Below are 21642 nucleotides of genomic sequence, written 5' to 3'. Positions count from 1 at the left end.
CGCACGACCCACGTGAGCGCAGACCGGCGCCCCTCAGTACCCCCGATGATCCTGGATCGTCATCCGCGGCCCCCGCCGCGGTGGCCGGAACCCGCTCGCGAGCACCAGCCTGACGACCCGCTGCCGCTGACCCCGCCACGGCTCCAGCAGCTCGGCCAGCGCGTCGTCGTCGATGGGTTCCCCGACGAGCGCCCAGCCGATGGTGGCCGCGAGGTGGTAGTCGCCGAAGCTCACCGCATCGGGGTCGCCGTGCGCCCGCTGGGCCGTCTCGGCCGCCGTCCACACGCCGACACCGTTCACCGTGCGAAGCCGTCGCCAGACCTCGTCGCCGCCGCGGCCGAGCGCGAGCGTGCGCTCGAGACCCGACGCCACGGTCGCGGCCTGCAGCACGGTGCGAGACCGCCCCGGGTCGACTCCGGCCCGATGCCACTCCCACGAGGGGATGCGCCGCCACTGCTCCGGCGTGAGCGGCAGCCGCAGCGGCGCGTGCCCGAAGGCCGGGCGAGCGCGACCGTGCGAGACAGCCCCGCTGCCGAGCGGCCCCGGCGCGAGCTCGCCGTACGCCGTCACCAGGATGCGCCACGCCCGGAACGCCTCGACCGACGTCACCCGCTGCTCGATCACCGCCGGTGCCAGAGCATCGAGCACCCGTCCCGAGCGCGTCAGCCGCAGGCCCGGGTTGCGGCGCGCCGAGTCGGCGAGCAGGGGGTGGCCCGAGGTGTCGAGATCGCTCCAGTCGTCGCCCTCGCCGAGCAGTTCGGGCACCATCGACACAGCAGCGGATGCTCCACTCCCCCAGGCCCGCACCCTCACCTCGCCCGACACCGGCGTGAGCAGCAGGGTCGCGACGCCCGGGCTCTCACCGGCGGTGCGCAGTGCGATCCACACCCCGCCGTTCTCGTCGAGCCGCGTGCACGGATCTCCGGGCCCACGCCGATGGGGCGCCAGCGTGGCCCGCAGATCGAGCCGCCCCCGCGGCCGGTAGACCGTCTCGAGCCCGGGTGCGTGCACCTGGGGCGAAGCGGTCGGGGAGCTCATCGTGGCATGAAGACTACGTCACACCCCGGACATCGCGGTCGCACGCCGACGTCACCTGCGAGAGTCATGCCCCAGACATCGCGATCCCACGACGGCGTCGCCTCCGGGAGTCACGCACCGGCGTCACTCCACTGCGTCGAGCAGCCCCCGCAGCCAGCCCGGCCCGCGCACCTCGGCGCCGAGCGCCAGCACCCGCTCGCTCAGCCCGCGGTCGGCCGTCACCACGACGATCCGGCCGGGAACCGGCAGCGCGGCAGCCCGCGCGACCTCGTCGACGATCGCGTCGTCGCCGGAGCCGGCCGCTCGCAGCACGCCGACCTGACCCGAGGAGGCGACCACCGCATCCTTCGCCTGCCCCTCGAGCACGACACTGAACTGCGGCCAACTGCGGCCCGCCCCGGCCTCAGGCGAGAACTCCGAGGTGGCGATGCCGGCGTCGCCGAGCAGCTCCAGCCGCGAGATGAGCCGGGCAGCAGCGCCCGCGCGATCCTTCCACCACCCGTCCGGCACCGAGCCGACCACGTTCGCCGCGTCGACCACGACCCGGATGCGCTCACCGAGACGCTCCCGCAGTGCCGGCCAGGCCGAGCCGAACCCGGGATGCAGCGGCAGCGACTCGACCTCGTCGAGCGGCACCCACCGCAGCTCGAGGCTCTCCGCGTCGCCGATGCGGGGGTCGAAGAAACGCGCCGTGCGGGTCACGACGGTCACGTACGACCAGTAGCCGAGGTCGAGCACCGAGGTGAACGCGAGCCGCAACGCGTCAGCCGGCACCCCGGCCTCCTCCTCGGCCTCGCGGATGGCGCCGTCGACCGCCGACTCGCCCTCGTGCCGGGCACCGCCCGGCAGCCCCCAGGTGCCGCCGAAATGGCTCCACTCGGCGCGGTGCTGCAGCAGGATTCCCGCCGTCTCGTCGTGCACCAGCAGCCCCGCGGCACCGTAGCGCCCCCAGAACCGGCGGCCGTCCGGCCCCTCGACCCAGGCGTCGCCGCTGTCCCGCGGATGCGTCGGGGGAGGTGCCGTCATGACTCCACCTTCTCACGGTGCGGCCCGGCCGACCCGCCCGAACGACCATGATGGAAACATGATCGTCACACCCGAGCTCCGCCACCCCCTGCGGCGCTTCCCGACGCGGCTCGGCGAGAGGGTGATCGACTTCGATCGGCGCATCGCTGTGATGGCGATCGTCAACCGCACGCCCGACTCCTTCTTCGACCGCGGCGCCACCTTCGCGCTCGACAAGGCGGTCGCGAGTGCTGTCGCAGCCGCCGAGGCGGGCGCCGACTGGGTCGACATCGGCGGGGCGAAGTTCGCTCCGGGGCCCGAGATCGGCGAGGCCGAGGAGCTCGACCGCGTGCTGCCGGTGGTGGCGCAGCTGGCGGGGGCGAGCGACGTCGTCATCTCGGTCGACACCTTCCGCGCATCCGTCGCCGCCGCCTGCCTCGCCGCCGGCGCGCACGTCGTGAACGACACGACCGGGCTGAGCGACCCCGAGATGGCCGCAGCCGTCGCCGACGGGGGCGGATCGCTCGTCATCACCCACTCGCTCGCCGAGCCGCGCACGCCCTATCCGCGGCCGCACTACGACGACGTGGTCGACGAGGTGCGGTCCTTCCTCGTGGAGCGGGTCGAACGCGCGGTCGACGCCGGCGTCGCCGAGAGCGCGCTCTACATCGACCCCGGGCACGACCTCAACAAGAACACGCTGCACAGCCTCGAGCTCACCCGCCGCTTCGACGAGATCGCCTCGATCGGCCTGCCCGCCCTCGCGGCGGTGTCGAACAAGGACTTCGTCGGCGAATCGCTCGACGCCGCCAAGCCAGACCGTCTCGAGGGCTCGCTCGTGGCTGCCACCGTCTGCGCGATGCTCGGCGCCCGCATCATACGCATGCACGACGTGCGCGCCTCGGTCGCGTCGATGCGCATGCTCGAGACCGTGCTCGGCTTCCGCGACCCCTCCTTCCTGTCGCACAACGTCTGACCCCCCTGCCGAGAGAAGGCCTCAGGATGACCGTCCCACCCACCCCCGACATCGTCGAGCTCTTCCCCCTGCCCTCCGCCCCGCTCGCCCCCGAGGAGCTGCTCGCGCTGTACGCTCCCGACCGCGCGACCCCGCGACTCCGGGTCAACTTCGTGCAGAGTCTCGACGGATCGGCGACCGTCGACGGCCTCTCCGGCGGCCTCGGCGGCCCGGCCGACAAGGTCGTCTTCGACATCCTGCGCGGGGTCTCCGACGTCGTGCTCGTCGGCGCCGGCACCGCACGCGCCGAAGGGTACGGCGCCCTGACCGTCGACGAGCGCTTCCACGGCTGGCGCGAGGCACTCCGGATGCCGGTGCACCCCGCCATGGCGCTGGTGAGCGGTCGGCTCGACCTCGACCCGGCATCCGACCTCTTCGCGAAGGCGCCCCGCCGACCCCTCGTGTTCACCTCGAAGGCAGCGCCGCCGGACGCCCGGCGGCGGCTCGCCCCCGTCGCCGACGTCGTCGACGCCGGGGACGAGCGGGTCGACCCGACCCTCGTCGTGCGGGAGCTGCACGTGCGGGGCCTCACCCAGATCCTCTGCGAGGGCGGTCCGTCGTTCTTCGGCGACCTGATCGCAGCCGATCTCGTCGACGAGCTCTGCCTCACGATCAGCCCGGTGCTCGAGGGTGGCATCGGCCCGCGCATCGCCCGGGCCGGCGGCGACACCGTCGTGCCGCGACACCTCGAGCTCGCGGGTCTCCTCCGCAGCGGCAGCCTGCTGCTCTCGCGCTGGAGCAGGGCGGCACGGTGACTGCGACGGCCCCGCTGCACGTCGAACCCTGGAACCCGGCGGACGCCGAAGACCGGGCCGCGGTCGCGGCGATGGTGCTGCGCTACCACCAACAGACCGAGAGCGAGAAGGGGTCGCGGGCGGTCGAGCTGCCCGGCCGCTACCGTTCCGAGGCCGAGGACCCGGCGGCGGCGTTCGCGGGTTCGACGGTGCTCCTGGCGAGGGGACGCGCCGCCGACCGGGCGGACGAGGCAGCAGCGGGCGAAACGTCGCGCGAGGCATCTCTGGGCATGCTCGTCCTCACGCCCGCCATTTCCGGCTGGCACGAGGTGAAGCGGCTCTGGGTGCAGCCGGAGGCCCGCGGCCGGGGTGCAGCGAGGCATCTGCTGGTCGAGGCCACCCACCGCGCCGCCGCCGACGGCTGCGGGCTCCGGCTCTCGGTCTGGGAGTGGCGGACCACCGCGATCGCCCTCTACGAGCGGCTCGGCTTCGGGAGGGTGGCGTCGTGGGACCCGCGCGCCGGGCTCGTCTGCCTGGAACGGCCCGCCGACGGGTGAACGCCGGCCGAGCATCCGTTCGTCGCCGGCCACGCCGGCAGCGATAAGAGACGCCGGCAGCGATAAGAGAGGCAGCAGCGATAAGTGAGGCAGCAGCCTAGAGCTGGTCGACCGCCGTCACCCGCACGACCGCCGTGCCCGCCTCGTTCGAGGCCGCGAGGTCGATTTCGGCGGTGATGCCCCAGTCGTGGTCGCCGGCCGGGTCGTCGAAGATCTGCCGCGCCCGCCACACCGTCGGCTGCTCCTCGAGGATGAGCAGGGCGGCACTGCGGGCGTGCGGGCCGATGCCGACGGAGTCGTGCACGTCGTAGTAGTCGTCCATCGCGGTGGCCCAGCGGTCGGCGGTGAAGCCCGAGGAGCCGTCGAGCTCGCCCAGCTCGTCCCAGGCCTCGCGCGCGGCGAGAGTGACCCGGCGGAACAGCTCGTTGCGCACCAGGATGCGGAACGCCCGCGGGTTCGAGGTCAGCAGCTTCGGCGCCGGCGGCACCACGGCCTCCTCCGACTCCTCCCGCCGGGCGGCGGCCTCGACGGCGGCGGGGTCGATCAGCGCCTCCCACTCGTCGAGCACGCTCGAGTCGGTCTGGCGCACGAGTTCGCCGAGCCACTCGATCAGATCGAGCAGGTCGTCGTTCTTCAGCTCGTCGGGCACGGTCGAGCGCAGCGTGCGGTAGGCGTCGGAGAGGTAGCGCAGCACCAGGCCCTCTGAGCGGGGCAGCCGGTAGAACGCGATGTACTCGCCGAACGACATCGCCCGCTCGTACATGTCGCGGATGACCGACTTCGGCGAGATGTCGAAGTCGCCGATCCACGGCTGCGAGGCCCGGTAGGTGTCGAAGGCCTCGCTGAGCAGGCCGAGCAGCGGCTTCGGGTAGGTGACCTCGTCGAGCAGCTCCATGCGCTGCTCGTACTCGATGCCCTCGGCCTTCATCGCCTGCACCGCCTCGCCACGCGCCACGAACTGCTGCGCCGAGAGCACCGGCCGCGGGTCGTCGAGGATGGCCTCGGTGACCGACACCACGTCGAGCGCGAACGACGGCGAGTCCTCGTCGAGCAGGTCGTAGACCGCCAGCGCGAACGGCGACAACGGCTGGTTCAGCGCGAAGTTCGGTTGCAGGTCGACCGTGGGGCGGATGATCGTGATGCCCGTGACCGCATCGGTGACCTGCTCGACCACTCCGGCGGTGCGGAGGGTGCGGTAGATCGCGAGGGCCTGGCGGATGAGCTCGCGCTGCTTCGCGCGGGGCTCGTGATTGTCTTCCAGCAGGGCACGCATGTTCGCCACGACGTCGCCGCCGCGCGCGATCGTGTTGAGCACCATCGCGTGGGTGACCGTGAGCTGCGAGGTGAGCTTCTCGGGCTCGGCCGCGATCAGCTTCTCGAAGCTCGGCTCGCCCCACGAGACGAAGCCCTCGGGAGCCTTCTTGCGGATGAACTTGCGGCGCTTCTTGGGGTCGTCGCCGATCTTCGCGAGCGCCTTGAGGTTCTCGGTCTCGTGCTCGGGCGCCTGCACCACGACCGTGCCCGCGGTGTCGTAGCCGGCGCGGCCCGCGCGACCCGCTATCTGGTGGAACTCGCGTGCGGTGAGCTGGCGCATCCGTGTGCCGTCGAACTTCGTCAGCGCCGACAGCAGCACCGTGCGGATCGGCACGTTGATGCCGACGCCCAGCGTGTCGGTGCCGCAGATGACCTTGAGCAGGCCCCGCTGGGCGAGGCGCTCGACGAGCCGCCGGTACTTCGGCAGCATGCCCGCGTGGTGCACGCCGATGCCCATGCGGATCAGCCGGGCGAGCGTCTTGCCGAACGCCGTCGTGAAGCGGAACGGGCCGATCAGCTCGGCGATCTCGTCGCGCACCTCACGGCTCGCGACCTTGATGCTCGACAGGGCCTGCGCGCGCTCGATGGCGGCGAGCTGGGAGAAGTGCACGATGTAGACGGGGGCGCGCTGGGTCTGCAGCAGCTCCTCGACCGTCTCCTGGATGGGCGTCGTGGCGTAGCTGAAGGTCAGCGGCACGGGACGCTCCACGCCGGTCACGACGGTGGTCTCGCGGCCGGTTCGGCGGGAGAGGTCCTCAGCCAGCCAGTCGACCTCGCCGAGGGTCGCCGACATCAGCACGAACTGCGCGTTCGGCAGCGCCAGGATCGGCACCTGCCACGCCCAGCCGCGGTCGGGGTCGGCATAGAAGTGGAACTCGTCCATCACGACCTGGCCGGCCTCGGTGTCGGCCCCGTGCCGGAGTGCGAGGTTGGCGAGGATCTCGGCGGTCGCGCAGATGATCGGAGCATCCGGATTCACCGACGAGTCGCCCGTCACCATGCCCACGTTCGTCGCACCGAAGATCTCGACCAGGTCGAAGAACTTCTCGCTCACCAGCGCCTTGATCGGGGCCGTGTAGTAGCTCCGGATGCCCTGGGCCAGTGCCGTGGCATGGGCACCGACCGCGACCAGCGACTTGCCCGTGCCCGTGGGGGTGCTCAAGATGACGTTCTCGCCCGAGACGATGGCGAGCACCGACTCGTCCTGCGCGGGGTAGAGCGGGGTGCCGCGTTCGGCCGCCCACTCGGTGAAGGCGTCGTAGGCCGCATCGGGGTCGAAGGGCTGCGGCATCGCCGGGCGGGAGGGGGTGGAGATCACGTGCCCCAGCCTACGGCGGCCTGTGCGAGGCTTGACGGATGAGCGAGGGCGTGCGCATCGACAGCTGGCTGTGGGCTGCCCGCGTCTACAAGACCCGCTCGCTCGCCACCGCGGCGTGCCGCGCCGGTCACGTGAAGCTGAACGGCGACCGCGTCAAGGCTGCCCAGCCCGTTCGGCCCGGCGACGAGGTGCGGGCGCGCATCAGCGGCTTCGACCGCATTCTGATTGTGCAGAAGCTGGGCGCCAAGCGCGGCTCGGCCTCGGTCGCGGCCGAGCTGTTCGCCGACCTCACTCCGCCGCCGCCGCCGCGCGAGGAGGTGGCCTCCGTGCCCGTGCGCGATCGCGGAACCGGGCGCCCCACCAAGCGCGATCGGCGCGAGCTGGAGCGGCTGCGCGGTCTCGGTACGGGCGCAGGCCCGCGCGACGACGAAGACGGAGACCCGGGACTCAGGCACGGCCAGTACCCTTGACCACGACGAGCCGCGACGACGAGCGGCAGCCCTCACCACCACCCCGCGAGGCCAGTAGGAGCATCATGTCCGACGCCACCCCCACCGACCCCGACGCCACCCGGCCCCACACCACCCACCCCCAGGTCGACGGGGCCGAGACCGCCCGGCCCGCCGCACAGGCAGACGAGGCGCAGCCCGAGACCGACCTGTTCGCGAGCCTCGCCGAGCACGACGACGACGCCTCCGGCACCGCCGCGACCGCCGCCTACACGGCCCCGGCGTCGGAGCCGGCCCCCGAGCCCGACCCGGGTTACGAGCTCACCGGGCGTGACCGCACCGCCCTCAGCTTCGTCGGCGCCTCGCTGAAGATCGGCACGCCCGAGTTCCGGGCCCGTTACGCCGCCGTCATCGACGACCTCTACCGCCAGCACTTCATCGACCCGAAGGCGCACCCGGCCTACGAGCCGCCGCCCGTGCCGCCGATCGAGGACGTCGAGGAGACGGACCCGCTGGAGATCATCCGCTCGCAGCTCGGCCTGGTCTTCGACGACCGGCGCCTCCGCGACGACGCCCGCGCCGACGCCGAGCAGCGCCTCGCCGACACGAGCGACCGCCTGGCCGAGATGACTGCGCGCTACGAGCGCACCCAGGCCACCCTCGACTCCACCGCGGCCGACCTGGCCGAGCGCGAGGAGCAGCTGCTCGCCCTCCAGGCGCGTCTCGCGTCGGAGACCACGGCGCTGCAGCAGCGCCTCGCCTCCGAGACCGCCGCCCTGCAGGCGCAGCTGGCCGACGAGACCGCACGACTCGAGGCCCAGCGCCTCGACGAGACCGGCCGCCTGCAGACCGAGCTCGCGTCGACCACCTCGCGCCTCACCGACGAGCACCAGGCCATGGCCTCGGGCTACGAGGTGCAGATCGCGGGGCTGCACACGGCCCATGCCGCCCAGCTCGAGGAGGTGCGCGGCTCCCATGTCGCCCAGCTCGAGCAGCTCAGCTCCTCGCACGCGGGTCAGATCGAGCAGCTCACCGCCGCGCACGCCGCCCAGGTCGACGAGCTGCGCAAGGCGCACGCGGCCGAGACCGACCAGCTGCGCGCCGGTCACGCCTCCGAGAGCGACCAGCTGCGGATGCACGACGAGCAGCTGCGCGCCGCCCACGTCGCCGAGATCGAGCAGCTCACCGCGGCCCACCAGGCCGAGCTCGAGCAGCTGCGCACCCAGCACGAGGCCGAGCTCGAGCAGGAGCGCACCGCGGCCGCCGCCGAGCTCGACGGCCTCCGCAGCGAGAACACCACCCTCACCGAGCGCTTCACCGCCGAGATCGAGCAGCTCCGCAGCGACCACGCCACCACGGTCGCCGCCCTGTCGGCCAACGGCGAGGGCGCGGCCACCGCGATCGCGCAGACCGCCGACGAGCTCGAGCAGAGCCGCGCGCGGGTCGTGCAGCTCGAGAACGAGCTGGCGGCCGCGCGGGCCGAGAGCGACGCCGCGACGGCGGCCACCTTCGCCGACGAGACCCCGGCGACGGATGCGGGGGCCGAGCACGAAGCGGCCCTCGCCGAAGCGCGCGGCCGGGTCGACGCCCTCGAGCGCGAGCTGGCCGAGGCGCAGGCCGAGGCCGCTCAGGCGCGTCGCGACGCCGATGCCGCCGCCGCCACGGCGGCCGCCGCCGCGTCGGCCGCGGCCTCGGTGTCGAGCCGGGACACCGAGCGCGAGCCCGAGGGGTTCGAGGCCCTCGGCCTCGGCGGGGGCGGCGACGACCTCGACGACGCCCGCGACCGGGTCGCCCGCCTCGAGAGCGAACTGCGGGCCGCCCGCACCGAGATCGGCATCCTCGCCGACGAGCGCGACCGCGCCCTCTCCGACGCGGCCATCTCGCTCGAGGACCGCGAGAAGCTGAGCGACGCGCTGATGGCCGCCCAGGCCAACCGGTCGACCCAGGCCTCGACGCTCGAGGTCGAGCTGCGGCAGGCCAGGGCCCTCGTCACCGAGATTGAGGAGATCGCCACCGGCCAGCTCTGCGACGAGGACGAGACCAACGAGTACGCCATCGGCGCCAACGACTCGGCCGTGCTCGTGCTCAACGCCATCGCGGGCGCCGACGAGTAGAACCGGTTCGCCTGGCGACGTCGCTCCGCCCGATTCGCGGAAGGAGCGGCGTCGCCATGTGTACGCTGTCCACAAGAGCGTCCGTCACCCGCGGACGCATCCCTACCCCCAGAGGCTGAGCATGAGCGATGAGGAGCCACCGCCGTCGCGGTCGACCTACCGGCACGGCGGGCTGCGCGAGGCGCTGCTCGAGGCCGGAATCGGGATGGCTCGCGAAGGCGGACCCGACGCCGTCGTTCTGCGTGAGGCGACGCGCCGCGCGGGGGTCTCCCCCAACGCCGCCTACCGGCACTTCGCCGACCGGGAGGCGCTGCTGAAGGCCGTCAGCGACAGCTGCCTCGGCTTCGCGGCCGATCGCATCGAGCGGGAGCTCGCCGAGCATCCGCCCACCGGCCCCGACGGAACGCTGACCGAAGCCGACGCCCGCGCGATGCTTCGGGCCGTGGGCCTCGGCTACCTCGCCTTCGCCCGCGAGGAGCCCGGCCTCTTCCGCACCGCCTACTCGGTGCCCGACGACCTCAGCCATGCCTTCGACGCCGCCAAGGCGGGCCGCGCCGGCCGCACCCCGTTCCAGCTCGTCGGCCTCGCGCTCGACGCGATGGTCGAAACCGGCGCCATGCCCGCGGCCCGCCGCCAGAACGCCGAGTTCCTGGCCTGGGCCACCGTGCACGGCCTCGGCATGCTCATCATCGACGGCCCCCTCCGGGGCCTGGACGACCGCATGGTCGACTTCGCGACCTCCCGCCTCCTCGACATGGTCGACCGCGGCCTCTGACCCGCCCCGTCGGCGTCATGGCCGGTCGATGACGAAGAAGTCGGTCACCAGACCAGCCCTCCTGACCGGCGGTGCTCCGATCGAGGTCTTCGACTTCACGAGCCCCTGACTCGAGACAGCGGCATCGATCGAGGCCCCTGCCGCGAAGTCGCCGTCGGATTGCAGCAGAAGCACATAGCTCGCTGTGGCCCCTGGAGCGATTCCGTCGGCCATGCAGACCAAACCCTCCGCCGGCGTGCAGAAGGCACCCGGCGGCAGGGTGGGAACACCCGTCACCCGGTACCCGTCGAGATCGAGCTGCACGTCGGCGATCGTGTCATGGGTACCGTTGTTCGTGACGTCGACCCGGAGCAGATGAGTGGCCGTCCCCACCGCCGTCATCGAACCGCGCACCGACACGAAACTCGTCACTGCGGATCGGGTGCCACCGGGATCCGGGAGGACCTTCGTCTCGAGGAAGGGCTCCATCTTGTACATCGGACCGTCTTTCGAGGTCTTGCAGTCGAAGCCGACGCCTTCCCAGCCGATGCCGTCACGACCATAGACATCGACGTTCATGGTGAACGTCTTGTCGGGCCTCGAGATGATCGTGATGGCGCCGACCAATTTCCCCCTCTTCCGGAAGAAAGTCGCGGTCACCGAGTCGCCGTCAGACGTGAAATGCGCCCGGGTGATCATCGTGGCCGAGAGGAAGTCGAGGAGGCCGGGCGGGAGGTTCGTGGACTCCCAGCCGAAGTTGCACGCCCCACCGGCCGCACCCCAGTGCTCAGCGCCTGAGCCTCCGTCGATCTGGGGGCAGCTGATCCCGACGGCACGGGCCGCACTGGCGAGGCTGGGCCCGAGCACGCAGCCGAGAGCCTGCGCGGGTGGCGCCCCTGCCACGAGCCCGCCGGCGACGGCGAGCAGCACCGCCAGGATCAGGATCAATTTCCTCATGGAACGCGAGCATAGCTCATGTCAAGCCACGTGAGCGCACCCATCGGGACTGGCATGATGGCAGGATGAGCGGCTCCGGCGCCCCCGCGGGGCAGCACGACGGCGCGCAGCGCGGTGCCGCCGACGAGCGGATCGTGGCGGCGACGCTGCAGCTGCTGCGCGACCGCGGCCCGGCCGGGGTGACGGTCGAGGCGGTGGCCGCGACCTCCGGCGTCGCGAAGACGACGATCTACCGCCGCTACGAAGACCGCGAGGCGCTCCTGACCGCCGCGATCGACGCCGCGACCACCGAGGTGACCCTGCCGAGCGGCATGAGCACCTACGACACGCTGCACTGGCTGCTCGGAGCGGCGCGCGTGCGCGTGCAGGACATCGTGGGACGCGGCACGGTCGCCGCCATCCTGGTCGACGACGGCGACGCGCCCTTCACCGAGCAGCTGCGCGACATGATCCGGATGCGCAGCCACCAGCTCGTCTCGTTCCTGGACGAGGCCGTCGAGCGCGGCGACCTGCGGGCCGGCCTCGACGTGAAGCTCGTGGTGAGCGTGCTGCTCGGCTCGGCTGTCGGTCAGGTGATCCGCGGCGGCGAACCCGACGAGGAGTGGGCCGACCGGCTGCTCACGCTGCTCTGGCCGGCCCTGACTCCCCCGCAGTAGCCCTGTCCGCTAGTGGGCGGGGGTGCCGGCGCGGGGCGCGTGCGCGACGCGGTCGGCGACCTCCTCGGGCGTGATCGGCGTGCCGAGGATCTTGCCCGGGTTGAACTGCTGCCCGGGGTCGGCCGCGTCGAACAGGCCCTGCATGAGGGCGACGCCGCCGGCCGAGATGTCCTGCTCCATCCACGGCGAGTGCTCGACGCCCACTGCGTGGTGGTGCGAGAGGGTTCCGCCGGCGTCGATGAAGGCCTGCTGGATGCTCGACTTCACGACCTCGTACTGGGCGATCGGGTCGTCGCCGTGCACGAACGCGAAGGTGAAGTAGAGGCAGGCGCCGGAGTGGTACGAGTGCGAGAGGTGGCACATGATCCAGCCGTGCACGCCGAGCGCGTCGTAGGCCTTGTTCGCGGCGGCGACGGTGTCGTCGTAGACCTTCTGCAGCTTCGACCACGGGGCCGCGGTCTCCGACACGTCGGCGGCGGCGCCCCGGTCGAGCAGGAAGTCGCGGAGGTAGGGCGTGTCGAACTTCTTCTGGTCGTAGAGGGCGCCCGGGCCCTTGCCGACGCCGAGGCCGCCGTGCTTGCGCACGATCTTCGAGACGAGCTTCTTCTCGTAGGAGACGTGCGAGGAGCTGCCCTCGAAGCCGATGAACGACAGGCACATGTCCTCGAGCACCCAGCCGCGGCGCTGGAGCACCGACATCAGCGTCTTGGTCACGAAGGACGAGACACCCTTGGACTCCTTGCGGGTGGCGAGCGAGAAGCCGCTCTCCCGAGCATCCGACACCCGGGTGATCGACGGCGACGCGTCGGACTCCGAGATCTCGTGCATCGCCGCGAGGCCGGCCTTCCAGTTCGGGAAGAAGTAGGCCTGAACCTCGCGAACGGCGGGCTGGCGGTGCACCTGCACGGTGACCTCGGTGATCACGCCGAGACGGCCCTCGGAGCCGATGATCATCTCGCGCACCGACGGACCGGTGGAGGTGGAGGGCAGCGGGCGCAGCACGACGACGGTGCCCGGGCGCACCATGCGGAGGCCGCGCGCGATGTCGGCGATGTCGCCGTACTTGTCGCTCTGCATGCCCGAGGAGCGCGTCGCGACCCAGCCACCCAGCGTCGAGTGGGTGAAGCTGTCGGGGAAGTGGCCGAGCGTCCAGCCGCGGGCGTTCAGCTGCTCCTCGAGGTCGGGGCCCTGGGCGCCGGCCTGGATGCGGGCGAGGCCCGAGCCCTCGTCGATGTCGAGCACGCGACGGAGGCGGCCGAGGTCGAGCGAGACGATCGTGCGCTTCTCGTCGGCGAGCGGCTCGAGGCTGCCGGCGATGTTGCTGCCGCCGCCGAACGGGATGAGCACGGCGCCCTCGGTGACGACGGCGTCGACGATGCGCTGCACCTCGGCCTCGTCGGCCGGGTAGACGACGACGTCGGGCACGCGGGCGATCTCGTTGCGGCGCACGCGCAGCAGGTCGCGGATGCTCTTGCCGTAGGTGTGCACCACCCGCGCCATGTCATCCGTCGTCGAGTGCGACGCCCCCACGATCGACACCAGCTCGGCCTCGAACGACGCCGTGATGCGCGGCGGCTCGACCGTGAGCTCGTCGAACGACAGGGGCGGCACGGGCGGCACGCTGATGTCGAGCGCGACCGCCTTCTGAACGAACGGGGCGAAGTCGGGCTTGTCCTCGAAGTGGAATCCGACGCCCTCGAGGCCCCAGCCCCACCACTTCATGTGCTTCACGTCGGTCATGAGGATCCTTTCAGAGTGCTGCTTCCGGTCGCGTGCAGTCGCTGCACCTCGGCCTTGATGCGCTTCGAGAACTGGTCGGGCGTCTCGCCGGGCAGTCCGATCATAGGCTCCCCGAAGATGACCGCCACGGGCGGGCGCCCAGGGATCGGCCAGTTGCGTCCGCGCGGCATGGCGGCGCTCGCGCCGACCAGCGCGACGGGCACGAGCGGCACGTCGCAGGCGAGCGAGAGCGCGGCCGCGCCGGCCTTGAAGTCGGCCATCTCGCCGGTCTTCGAACGCGTGCCCTCCGGGAAGACGAGCAGCGGCACCCCGCGGTTCAGCAGCTTCTTCGACACGCCCTGCTTCTGCGCGGTGCCGGTGCGGTCGATCGGGAAGGCGTTGAAGAACAGGGCGGTCAGGATGCGCCGCCACCAGATGTCGAAGAAGTAGTCCGCAGCGGCTCCGGCTGCCAGGTACCGGCCCATGCGCCGCGGCAGCGCGCACATGATCAGCGGAGCGTCGAGGTGGCTGGAGTGATTCGCGACCGCGATGAACGCGCCCTGAACACCCTTGACGGCGTCGTGCCCGTGCACGCTGACGCGGGTGATCGACCAGACCACCGGCTTCAGCAGCATCCGCTGCGCGACGAAGCGCATGTTCGCCATGACGCCGCTCGTGAAGCGGTCCTTCGGGGCGCGGATGAGGTGCGGGTGGTTGTGGGTCATCATGAGGTCTTCGCCTCCGACGGCACGATCGGTTTGCTTCGACTGGACGAGATGCGGCCCGAGATCCAGCGGATGGTACGGCGCGGCAGGTGGCGCGTGAAGAGCATGAGGAAACGGAACCGCTTCGACGGCACCGAGAGCACCTTGCCGTGTGCGACGTCGCGCAGGCACTCCTCCACCAGCGCGTCGGCGTCGAGCCAGAGGAACTCGGGGATCGACTTCGTGCGGATGCCCGCCCGCTCGTGGAACTCGGTGCGCACCCAGCCCGGCAGAACCGCCGTGACCTGAACGCCCGTGCCCTTGAGCTCGACCGCGAGCGCCTCGGTGTACGCCGTCGTCCACGCCTTGACCGCCGAGTAGTTGCCGGTCGCGATGGTGCCCGCGACGCTGGAGACGTTCAGGATCGCGCCCTTGTGCCTGGCCTTCATCGCCCGTCCGGCCGCACCGCCGAGCACCAGCACGGCGAGGCACATGACCGACAGGGCGCGCTCGTGGATGGAGACGTCGCGCTCGAGCAGCGAGCCGTGGATGCCGAAGCCGGCGTTGTTGACCAGGAAGTCGATGGGCGCATCCGTCGACTCGAGCCGCTCGGCGACGCGGTCGACATCGGCCCGCACGGAGAGGTCGGCGGAGATGGTCTCGACCTTCGTCGCGCCGTCGCGGGAGAGCTCGGCGGCCGTCTCGCGCAGCCGCTCCTCGTCGCGCGCGACGAGGACGAGGTCGTACCCTCGAAGGGAGAGGGCCCGGGCGAATGCTGCACCGATCCCCGAGGTTCCACCGGTCACCAGAGCCGTCGCCATGGTGCTTAGGATACGCTACGGAGTGCGTAGCGTTAGACGAGCGCATCCGTTCACCCCTCCTCGCCGACCACGCCGGGGACAGTCCGCCTCGGAGAGACCAGATGTCCGTCGAAGAACGAGTTCCCGAGCGTTTCGACGTGCGCGACTTCGCCCGCACCGCGGTCGGCAGCCACCGCGGCGAGATCGATCTCGAGGCGTTCGCCGAGCATCCGCTCACCGATCGCACCGTGCGCCTGCTCGCCTACCTGCGCGAGCTCGAGCGCTCGACCATGACCTACCTGCGCAACGTGCTCGTCACCCCCACCCACAAGGACGCGCGGGTCACCGCGTTCCTCACCACCTGGGCGTTCGAGAAGTACTGGATCGCCGACGCCCTCGAGGTGATCGTGCGCGCCCACGGCGTCGACCCGACCGCGATCGAGGAGCTCCCCCGCCTCAAGGCGATCGCGCTCGAGCTGTCCGAGCGGGCGACGCCCATCGTCGAGTCGTTCCGCGCGAACGCGATCGGGCCCGACGTGATCGGCGTGCACCTCACCACCGTGGCGGTCGACGAGTGGATGACCGAGGCCGCCTATCTCCGCCTCAAGACGCTCGACCCGAACCCCGAGCTGGTCTCGCTGCTCGAGCGCATCCTCGAGGTGAAGAAGCGTCACCGCGCCTTCGTCGAGCCCGACGCCCGAGCGCGCCTGACCGCCTCGCGCCGCGCTCAGAACCTCGCCCGCCGCGCCCTGCCGCGCACCCCGTGGCCGATCGGCGCGGCCAGCGTGCAGCAATCCGCCTCGGCCTTCTTCTACGAAGAACTCCTCGACGCCGAGCTCACCGCCGGCGTCGACGCGAAGGTGCGGGAGCTCCCGGGGCTCGGCGCGCTGCACGTGGTGCGGGCGGCCCGCGAGCGCGCGCTCGCCCCCTCGCGGGGAGCGGGGCACGCCCTCGGCCGCCGCCTCGCCGGCCTCCGCCACGGTCTCGCACCCGCCCGAGCGGCCCGATCCACCCGAACGACCCGATCCACCCGAACGACCTCGACCTCCTCGACCACCTCGACCTCCACGAAAGGCGGAGCGACCGGATGACCGACGCCACCCCCACCGACCCCACGACGACCCCCGCCGACCCCGCCTTCTCTCTGGGCAGCTCCCGTGTGCTGCTCACGGGCGCCACCGGCTTCGTCGGCCAGGCGGTGCTGGAACGGCTGCTCTCCTCGCACCCCGACACCCGGGTCTCGCTGCTGATCCGGCCGAAGTCGCGCACCACCGGCGAGACCCGCCTGCAGACGCTGCTGAAGAAGCCGGTGTTCCGCACCTGGCGCGAGGCCGTCGGCGAGGCCGAGGTCGAGCGCGCCATCAGCGAGCGCCTCACCGTCATCCAGGGCGACCTCGCCAACCCGGGCGAGCTGCCGGGCGACATCGACGTGGTGCTGCACGGCGCCTCCACCGTCTCGTTCGACCCGCCGATCGACGAGGCCTTCCAGACCAACGTCGACGGAGCCACCGGCCTCTACGGCGCGCTGCTCGCCTCGGGCAGTGACCCGCACGTGGTGCACGTCTCCACCGCCTACGTCGGGGGCATGCGCAAGGGCGTCTCGCCCGAGGCGCCGCTCGAGCACGAGATCGACTGGCGCGCCGAGAACGCCGCCGCGAAGTCGGCCCGCCGCCGCGTCGAGATGGCCTCCCGCCAGCCCGAGGTGCTGCGGGGCCTGCTCGCGAAGAGCCGCGCCAAGCTCGGCAAGGTCGGCCCGCAGGCGGTCGCCGCCGACGCCGAGGCCGCCCGCATCGAGTGGGTCACCAAGCGCCTGATCGACCACGGCCGCATCCGCGCCGAGTCGCTCGGCTGGACCGACGTCTACACGCTCACCAAGGCCTTCGCCGAGCGCGCCGCCGAGGAGCTGTGGGGCACGGCCGGGCACCGCCTGTCGATCGTCCGCCCCTCCATCATCGAGAGCGCCCTCCGCCACCCGTTCCCGGGCTGGCTCGACGGCTTCAAGGTCGCCGACCCGCTGATCATGGCCTACGGCCGCGGCCAGCTGCCCGAGTTCCCGGGAGTGCCCGACTCGATCCTCGACGTCATCCCGGTCGACTTCGTCGTGAACGCGATCCTCGCGGCCGCCGTGACGCCGGCGCCCGTCGACGAGCCGCGCTACTACCAGGTCGTGTCCGGCGCGCGGAACCCGCTGCCGTTCCACACCATGTACGAGAACGTCAAGGAGTTCTTCACCGAGAACCCCATGCCGGGCGACGACGGCGGCATCGCCGTCCCGTCGTGGCGCTTCCCCGGCGGCCGCTCGGTCGAGCGGACGCTCCGCCTCCAGGAGCGCATCGCCTCGGTCGCCGACCAGGCCGTCATCCGCATGCCCTCGAACCCGCGCACGCGGCAGTGGACCGAGACGCTCCGCCGCCGCCAGCAGGGCCTCGACCAGCTGCGCTACTTCGCCGAGCTCTACCGCGCCTACGTGCAGACCGAGCTCATCTTCGACGACCGCAACACGCGGGCGCTGCACGCCTCGATCCCCGACGAGCTGAAGGCCGACCGCGGCTTCGACGTGGCCGAGATCGACTGGCACGAGTACTTCCAGAGCATCCACTTCCCCTCCATCACCGGGCTGACGAAGGCGTTCGCCAAGCGGCCCGCCGGCCGGGTCCGAGCCAAGCGCGCACTGCCGGTGCGCAGCGACGTGCTGGCCGTGTTCGACTTCGAGGGCACCGTCGTCGAGTCGAACCTCGTCGAGCAGTACCTCTGGATGCGGCTCGGCATGACCCCGAAGGCCCAGTGGCCGCAGGAGTTCGCGAGCCTCGTGGTCTCGGTGCCCGGGTTCCTCCGGGCCGAGCGGCGCGACCGCGGCGAGTTCATCCGCACCCTCGTGCGCCGCTACAAGGGCATCCGCGTCGAGGAGCTGCAGGAGCTCGTGCAGGGCCGCTTCGGCGCCGCCATGCTGAGCCGGGCGATTCCGGATGCTCTGGACCGCGTCGCCCAGCACCGCGCCGCCGGGCACCGCACGGTTCTGGTCACGGGTGCGATGAGCTCGGCCGCCGAACCCTTCTCCGCGTTCTTCGACGAGGTCGTCGCCGGCGAGATGCACGCCTCGAAGGGCGTGCTCACCGGCTACCTCGCCGCTCCCCCGCTGGTCGACGAGGCGCGGGCCGCCTGGCTCCGCGAGTACGCGGCCGGTCACGGCGCGAATCTGACCCAGTCGTACGGCTACGGCGACAGCCTCGCCGACGTCGCCTGGCTGAAGCTGCTGGGAAACGCCTCGGTCGTGAATCCCGACACCGATCTGTATCGGCACGCGCAACGAATGAAGTGGACGGTGGAGGACTGGACCAGACGTTCATCCGATCGCCCCGTCACACCGGCTAATCTGGCTCTGCTGCCCGACGCACCGGCATCCGCACCCGAGGAAGGAGACCGGTCGAGCGCCACCTGACGCTCCCCCGACACCCGCATGGCATTCGACATCGACAAGTACACGGAGACCTCCACGAAGGTCGCGTGGCAGGATCTCGACTTCTCCGACTTCCGCGAGCACCCCCTTCCCGAGGGCACGCTGCGGAGCCTCCGCTACATGTGCGATATCGAGTACCACACGGTCTGCTACCTGCGCGACATGCTGGTCACCCCCTCCCACAAGGACGAGGACGTCACGGCGTTCATGACCATGTGGAACCGCGAGGAGTTCTGGCACGGCGAGGCCCTCGCGGCCGTACTGGCCGAGCACGACGTGATCGTCGACTTCGACGAGTTGAAGGCCACCCGCCTGAAGCTCGGCTGGAAGGACCGTCTCGACCCGGTGAAGCAGTCCCTGCTCGGCAACATCGTCGGCTCGGGCTTCATCGCCGTGCACATGGTGTGGGGCGCGGCCAACGAGTGGTCGGCCGTCGCCGCCTACAACCGGCTCGCCGACCTCGAGGCGCATCCGGTGCTCGCCGAGCTGCTGCGCCGCATCGCGAAGCAGGAGGCGCGTCACGTGGCCTTCTACGCCACGCAGGCCCGCGAGCGTCTCGGCAAGAGCAAGAAGGCCCAGGTGCTGGCCCGTTTCGCGCTGAAGAACTTCTGGGGGCCCGTGGGCTCGGGCGTGATGAGCGACGACGAGGTGAAGCACGTCATGGGCCACCTGATGGGCGGGCCGGAGGGTCGTCGCGAGGCGGCCAAGATCGACGCGCACATCGCCCGCATGCCGGGGCTCGAGGGTCTCACCATCGTGCAGGACGCCCTGGACGCGCGCGGCATCGCCGCCTGACGCCATTCCGCTGGGCCATACTGCTGACATGGAGTTCAGCACGACGATCCTCGCCAGCGGCAAGAACAACACGGGCATCCCGGTGCCCGAGAGCGTGGTGACGGCACTCGATCGCGGCAAGCGCATCCCGGTCGTCGTCACCGTCGGCGGCCACAGCTACCGAAGCTCGATCGTGTTCTACACCGGTCAGTACCTGATCGCGCTGAGCGCCGAGAACCGGGCGGCCGCGGGCGTGGTCGCCGGCGACACCGTCGTGGTCGGCGTCGAGCTCGACGAGGCTCCGCGCGAGGTCGAGCTCCCGGATGCCCTCGCCGCCGCTCTGGCCGGGGACGCCGATGCCGCGGCCGCCTTCGCCGCACTCTCGTTCACGAACAAGAAGCGCATCGCGCTCTCGATCCAGGACGCGAAGACCGATGCCACGCGCGAGCGACGCCTGGCGAAGGCGCTGGAGGAGCTGGTCTCCTAGTGGCGGCGCTGCGTCGACAGGATCGACGTGGCCAGGAAGACCGAGCCCGAGACGCACAGGATGCCGGCGAAGAAGACCCACGCGTTGGCGAGGGTGCCGAACAGGAACATGCCGAGCAGGAACAGCAGAATGGCTCCGATGGCAGCGAGCACGTTCATCCGGTGATCCTCCTCAGTAGTGGCTTCGTTCAATACTAGACGGGTGCCGCCCGCAGAGAACGCCCCCGCCGCCTCCCCCGCCGTGTCCGGCTCCGACGTCGTGACCGGTCCTGACGGCCTGGCCCGCCCGGCCTGGGCCTCGGTCGATCCGCTGCTGCGGGAGTACTACGACACCGAGTGGGGTGTGCCGGTGCGCGACGAGCGCGGGCTGTTCGAGCGGCTGAGCCTCGAGGGCTTCCAGTCGGGGCTGTCCTGGGCGACCATCCTGCGGAAGCGGCCGGCGTTCCGGGCGGCGTTCTGCGACTTCGACCCGGAGGCCGTGGCCGGCTTCGGCGACGACGACATCGACCGGCTGCTGGGCGATGCCGGGATCGTGCGGAACCGTGCCAAGATCCTCGCGACGATCGGAAACGCCCGGGCGACGGTCGCCCTGCGCGAGGATCCGGCCACTCCGGGTGGGCTGTCCGGGCTGATCTGGTCGTTCCGGCCGGCCCGCACCCCGCTTCCGCGGTCGATGGCCGAGGTGCCGACGGTGAGCCCCGAGTCGACCGCGCTGGCGGCGGCGCTCCGCGCGAAGGGCTTCCGCTTCGTCGGTCCGACGACGATGCACGCGCTGATGGAGGCGGTCGGGATCCTCGACACGCATCTGGTCGGCAGTCATCGCCGGGGCAGCTCGGGGGTGTGGGCGCCCGACGGCTCGCCGAGGTGACCCCGGCGGGGCCAGGTGCGCCGCTCGCGCATCCGCTCGGAATCTGCTTCGCTGGGGTCATGAGCGAGAACGAGAGCGACAACCCCCAGGCGACCGTCGAGGTCGTGCCCCAGCCCGAGCAGAACCGCTACGCGCTGCTCGTCGACGGCGAGGAGGTGGGCTTCACGGAGTACACCGACCGCGGCGTCGACCGCGTCTTCCTGCACACCGAGGTCGATCCGGCCCAGGAGGGGCACGGCTACGGCAGCACCCTGATCAAGGGCACGCTCGAGCAGGTGCGCGACGCCGGCCTCCGGGCCGTGGCGATCTGCCCTTTCGTCGTGCGCTACGTCGAGAAGCACCACGACTTCGACGACATCATCGACCCGGTGTCGATCGAGCTGCGCTCGTCGCTCTAGAGCGCCGGTTGCTCGGGCGACGGATATTCGGACGACGGATGCTAGGGCGACGGATGCTCGGGCGACGGATGCTCGGGCGACGGATGCTCGCGCGACGCCGCCCGCCCGGGCGCCGAACCCGGGCTAGTCGCTGAGCACCGACAGGATGTTGCCCGACGGGTCGAGGAACCACGCGATGTCGGGGCCGCGATCAGCGGCCTTGCCCCGCATCACGCCCCGCTCGTCCTGCGGCATGCCCTCGTAGCGCTCGAGCGCCACCCCGGCCGCTTCGAGCTCGTCGACCGCCCGGTCGATGTCGTCGACGGCGAAGTTCAGGATGGTGAACACCGCCGGCACGTGGTCGTCCTTGGGGTAGGCGAGCACGTGCGCGCCCCCGCCGGGCAGGGCGATGTCGAGGATGCCCATCTCGTTCGCCGACACCTCGAGCCCGAGGACCTCGCGGTAGAACGTCGTGGACGCCTCGATGTCGGTCACACTGAAACCGCTGAAACCGTGGGTGGTCGTGAGCATGTGCACCTCCTGTGT

At 71.5% G+C, this 21642-nt stretch carries 22 protein-coding genes; 13 read left to right on the top strand and 9 right to left on the bottom strand.

Translation table 11 applies throughout. The features are described from left to right. Nucleotides 1-33 precede the first annotated feature (33 nt). Together BJ984_RS11540 and BJ984_RS11535 are read right to left on the bottom strand one after the other, a co-directional pair. Nucleotides 34-1038, bottom strand: a complete 1005-nt coding sequence (locus tag BJ984_RS11540) for a DNA-3-methyladenine glycosylase family protein (RefSeq protein WP_218870048.1) — start codon at nucleotides 1036-1038, stop codon at nucleotides 34-36. Nucleotides 1039-1161: 123 nt separating this feature from the next. Continuing rightward, nucleotides 1162-2064, bottom strand: coding sequence for an NUDIX hydrolase (locus tag BJ984_RS11535; RefSeq protein ID WP_179548146.1), 903 nt, complete (start codon nucleotides 2062-2064; stop codon nucleotides 1162-1164). Between the two features lie 58 nt (nucleotides 2065-2122). Here BJ984_RS11535 and folP point away from each other — a divergent pair, with 58 nt between their 5' ends. Genes folP through BJ984_RS11520 form a run of 3 tightly spaced genes read left to right on the top strand, consistent with a single transcriptional unit; the run spans nucleotide 2123 to nucleotide 4349 of the window. Next, nucleotides 2123-3019, top strand: coding sequence for a dihydropteroate synthase (folP, locus tag BJ984_RS11530; protein WP_179548145.1), 897 nt, complete (start codon nucleotides 2123-2125; stop codon nucleotides 3017-3019). 26 nt (nucleotides 3020-3045) lie between these two features. After that, entirely contained in the window at nucleotides 3046-3813 is a 768-nt protein-coding gene (locus BJ984_RS11525) for a pyrimidine reductase family protein (protein WP_179548144.1), read from the top strand. Continuing rightward, nucleotides 3810-4349 (top strand): GNAT family N-acetyltransferase, encoded by a 540-nt coding sequence (locus BJ984_RS11520; protein ID WP_271206588.1) that lies wholly within the window; start codon nucleotides 3810-3812, stop codon nucleotides 4347-4349. Before BJ984_RS11525 ends, BJ984_RS11520 begins: the two co-directional genes overlap by 4 nt. 97 nt (nucleotides 4350-4446) lie before the next feature. Here the strand turns inward: BJ984_RS11520 and BJ984_RS11515 are convergent, their stop codons facing one another. Continuing rightward, nucleotides 4447-6954 (bottom strand): DEAD/DEAH box helicase, encoded by a 2508-nt coding sequence (locus tag BJ984_RS11515; RefSeq protein ID WP_179549433.1) that lies wholly within the window; start codon nucleotides 6952-6954, stop codon nucleotides 4447-4449. 65 nt (nucleotides 6955-7019) lie between these two features. On the opposite strand from BJ984_RS11515, the gene BJ984_RS11510 reads away from it, so the two are divergent. The 3 genes from BJ984_RS11510 to BJ984_RS11500 all read left to right on the top strand — a co-directional run bounded on the left by BJ984_RS11510 (nucleotide 7020) and on the right by BJ984_RS11500 (nucleotide 10319). After that, the gene (locus BJ984_RS11510) at nucleotides 7020-7451 is read left to right on the top strand and encodes an RNA-binding S4 domain-containing protein (RefSeq protein WP_179548143.1); all 432 of its coding nucleotides are present in this window, start codon (nucleotides 7020-7022) and stop codon (nucleotides 7449-7451) included. Between the two features lie 65 nt (nucleotides 7452-7516). Beyond that, nucleotides 7517-9544 (top strand): coiled-coil domain-containing protein, encoded by a 2028-nt coding sequence (locus BJ984_RS11505; RefSeq protein ID WP_179548142.1) that lies wholly within the window; start codon nucleotides 7517-7519, stop codon nucleotides 9542-9544. Between the two features lie 121 nt (nucleotides 9545-9665). Further along, the gene (locus BJ984_RS11500) at nucleotides 9666-10319 is read left to right on the top strand and encodes a TetR/AcrR family transcriptional regulator (protein WP_179548141.1); all 654 of its coding nucleotides are present in this window, start codon (nucleotides 9666-9668) and stop codon (nucleotides 10317-10319) included. Nucleotides 10320-10334: 15 nt separating this feature from the next. On the opposite strand, the gene BJ984_RS11495 is transcribed toward BJ984_RS11500, so the two are convergent. After that, nucleotides 10335-11228: a hypothetical protein gene (locus tag BJ984_RS11495; protein WP_179548140.1), complete on the bottom strand. Its 894-nt coding sequence runs from the start codon at nucleotides 11226-11228 to the stop codon at nucleotides 10335-10337. Nucleotides 11229-11320: 92 nt separating this feature from the next. On the opposite strand from BJ984_RS11495, the gene BJ984_RS11490 reads away from it, so the two are divergent. Then, the gene (locus BJ984_RS11490; protein ID WP_179548139.1) at nucleotides 11321-11911 is read left to right on the top strand and encodes a TetR/AcrR family transcriptional regulator; all 591 of its coding nucleotides are present in this window, start codon (nucleotides 11321-11323) and stop codon (nucleotides 11909-11911) included. A 9-nt stretch (nucleotides 11912-11920) separates the two neighbouring features. Here BJ984_RS11490 and BJ984_RS11485 read toward each other — a convergent pair whose 3' ends face one another. From BJ984_RS11485 to BJ984_RS11475, 3 genes are read right to left on the bottom strand one after another with little or no spacing between them, the layout of a single operon-like run. After that, entirely contained in the window at nucleotides 11921-13651 is a 1731-nt protein-coding gene (locus tag BJ984_RS11485; protein WP_179548138.1) for an FAD-binding oxidoreductase, read from the bottom strand. Next, nucleotides 13648-14355 (bottom strand): lysophospholipid acyltransferase family protein, encoded by a 708-nt coding sequence (locus BJ984_RS11480; protein WP_179548137.1) that lies wholly within the window; start codon nucleotides 14353-14355, stop codon nucleotides 13648-13650. Before BJ984_RS11480 ends, BJ984_RS11485 begins: the two co-directional genes overlap by 4 nt. Then, nucleotides 14355-15155 (bottom strand): SDR family NAD(P)-dependent oxidoreductase, encoded by an 801-nt coding sequence (locus BJ984_RS11475; RefSeq protein WP_179548136.1) that lies wholly within the window; start codon nucleotides 15153-15155, stop codon nucleotides 14355-14357. The genes BJ984_RS11480 and BJ984_RS11475 overlap by 1 nt, the downstream gene beginning before the upstream one ends. Nucleotides 15156-15256: 101 nt before the next feature. Here BJ984_RS11475 and BJ984_RS11470 point away from each other — a divergent pair, with 101 nt between their 5' ends. The 4 genes from BJ984_RS11470 to BJ984_RS11455 are packed head-to-tail and all read left to right on the top strand — an operon-like array spanning nucleotide 15257 to nucleotide 19852. After that, a complete protein-coding gene (locus BJ984_RS11470) occupies nucleotides 15257-16225 on the top strand; it encodes a hypothetical protein (protein ID WP_179548135.1) in 969 nt (322 codons plus the stop codon). Continuing rightward, the gene (locus BJ984_RS11465; RefSeq protein WP_179548134.1) at nucleotides 16222-18573 is read left to right on the top strand and encodes an SDR family oxidoreductase; all 2352 of its coding nucleotides are present in this window, start codon (nucleotides 16222-16224) and stop codon (nucleotides 18571-18573) included. The genes BJ984_RS11470 and BJ984_RS11465 overlap by 4 nt, the downstream gene beginning before the upstream one ends. 18 nt (nucleotides 18574-18591) lie before the next feature. Further along, complete coding sequence (locus BJ984_RS11460; RefSeq protein WP_179548133.1) at nucleotides 18592-19386, top strand: ferritin-like domain-containing protein; 795 nt, start codon at nucleotides 18592-18594, stop codon at nucleotides 19384-19386. Between the two features lie 28 nt (nucleotides 19387-19414). Then, complete coding sequence (locus BJ984_RS11455; RefSeq protein WP_179548132.1) at nucleotides 19415-19852, top strand: YdeI/OmpD-associated family protein; 438 nt, start codon at nucleotides 19415-19417, stop codon at nucleotides 19850-19852. Here the strand turns inward: BJ984_RS11455 and BJ984_RS11450 are convergent. After that, the gene (locus BJ984_RS11450; protein WP_179548131.1) at nucleotides 19849-20010 is read right to left on the bottom strand and encodes a hypothetical protein; all 162 of its coding nucleotides are present in this window, start codon (nucleotides 20008-20010) and stop codon (nucleotides 19849-19851) included. The two genes, BJ984_RS11455 and BJ984_RS11450, sit on opposite strands and share 4 nt — an antisense overlap. Nucleotides 20011-20053: 43 nt before the next feature. Between BJ984_RS11450 and BJ984_RS11445 the strand changes: the two genes are divergently transcribed. Then, nucleotides 20054-20719 carry a DNA-3-methyladenine glycosylase I gene (locus BJ984_RS11445; protein WP_271206589.1) on the top strand — a complete coding sequence of 222 codons (666 nt, stop codon included), beginning with the start codon at nucleotides 20054-20056 and terminating at the stop codon, nucleotides 20717-20719. A gap of 59 nt (nucleotides 20720-20778) precedes the next feature. Further along, nucleotides 20779-21117: a GNAT family N-acetyltransferase gene (locus BJ984_RS11440; RefSeq protein WP_173180692.1), complete on the top strand. Its 339-nt coding sequence runs from the start codon at nucleotides 20779-20781 to the stop codon at nucleotides 21115-21117. A gap of 123 nt (nucleotides 21118-21240) precedes the next feature. Here the strand turns inward: BJ984_RS11440 and BJ984_RS11435 are convergent, their stop codons facing one another. Beyond that, entirely contained in the window at nucleotides 21241-21627 is a 387-nt protein-coding gene (locus BJ984_RS11435; protein ID WP_179548130.1) for a VOC family protein, read from the bottom strand. Nucleotides 21628-21642: the final 15 nt, after the last annotated feature.

It is taken from the genome of Herbiconiux flava (genome assembly GCF_013409865.1).
GTDB classification, from domain to species: Bacteria; Actinomycetota; Actinomycetes; order Actinomycetales; family Microbacteriaceae; genus Herbiconiux; species Herbiconiux flava.
This window is presented reverse-complemented; position numbering and strand designations above follow the sequence as displayed.

Bases quoted from the DNA above. Each gene is read 5' to 3' on its own strand.
- BJ984_RS11540 (WP_218870048.1), bottom strand. From the start codon at position 1,038: ATGAGCTCCCCGACCGCTTCGCCCCAGGTGCACGCACCCGGGCTCGAG.
- BJ984_RS11535 (WP_179548146.1), bottom strand. From the start codon at position 2,064: ATGACGGCACCTCCCCCGACGCATCCGCGGGACAGCGGCGACGCCTGG.
- folP (WP_179548145.1), top strand. From the start codon at position 2,123: ATGATCGTCACACCCGAGCTCCGCCACCCCCTGCGGCGCTTCCCGACG.
- BJ984_RS11525 (WP_179548144.1), top strand. From the start codon at position 3,046: ATGACCGTCCCACCCACCCCCGACATCGTCGAGCTCTTCCCCCTGCCC.
- BJ984_RS11515 (WP_179549433.1), bottom strand. From the start codon at position 6,954: ATGCCGCAGCCCTTCGACCCCGATGCGGCCTACGACGCCTTCACCGAG.
- BJ984_RS11510 (WP_179548143.1), top strand. From the start codon at position 7,020: ATGAGCGAGGGCGTGCGCATCGACAGCTGGCTGTGGGCTGCCCGCGTC.
- BJ984_RS11505 (WP_179548142.1), top strand. From the start codon at position 7,517: ATGTCCGACGCCACCCCCACCGACCCCGACGCCACCCGGCCCCACACC.
- BJ984_RS11500 (WP_179548141.1), top strand. From the start codon at position 9,666: ATGAGCGATGAGGAGCCACCGCCGTCGCGGTCGACCTACCGGCACGGC.
- BJ984_RS11490 (WP_179548139.1), top strand. From the start codon at position 11,321: ATGAGCGGCTCCGGCGCCCCCGCGGGGCAGCACGACGGCGCGCAGCGC.
- BJ984_RS11485 (WP_179548138.1), bottom strand. From the start codon at position 13,651: ATGACCGACGTGAAGCACATGAAGTGGTGGGGCTGGGGCCTCGAGGGC.
- BJ984_RS11480 (WP_179548137.1), bottom strand. From the start codon at position 14,355: ATGACCCACAACCACCCGCACCTCATCCGCGCCCCGAAGGACCGCTTC.
- BJ984_RS11475 (WP_179548136.1), bottom strand. From the start codon at position 15,155: ATGGCGACGGCTCTGGTGACCGGTGGAACCTCGGGGATCGGTGCAGCA.
- BJ984_RS11470 (WP_179548135.1), top strand. From the start codon at position 15,257: ATGTCCGTCGAAGAACGAGTTCCCGAGCGTTTCGACGTGCGCGACTTC.
- BJ984_RS11465 (WP_179548134.1), top strand. From the start codon at position 16,222: ATGACCGACGCCACCCCCACCGACCCCACGACGACCCCCGCCGACCCC.
- BJ984_RS11460 (WP_179548133.1), top strand. From the start codon at position 18,592: ATGGCATTCGACATCGACAAGTACACGGAGACCTCCACGAAGGTCGCG.
- BJ984_RS11455 (WP_179548132.1), top strand. From the start codon at position 19,415: ATGGAGTTCAGCACGACGATCCTCGCCAGCGGCAAGAACAACACGGGC.
- BJ984_RS11450 (WP_179548131.1), bottom strand. From the start codon at position 20,010: ATGAACGTGCTCGCTGCCATCGGAGCCATTCTGCTGTTCCTGCTCGGC.
- BJ984_RS11440 (WP_173180692.1), top strand. From the start codon at position 20,779: ATGAGCGAGAACGAGAGCGACAACCCCCAGGCGACCGTCGAGGTCGTG.
- BJ984_RS11435 (WP_179548130.1), bottom strand. From the start codon at position 21,627: ATGCTCACGACCACCCACGGTTTCAGCGGTTTCAGTGTGACCGACATC.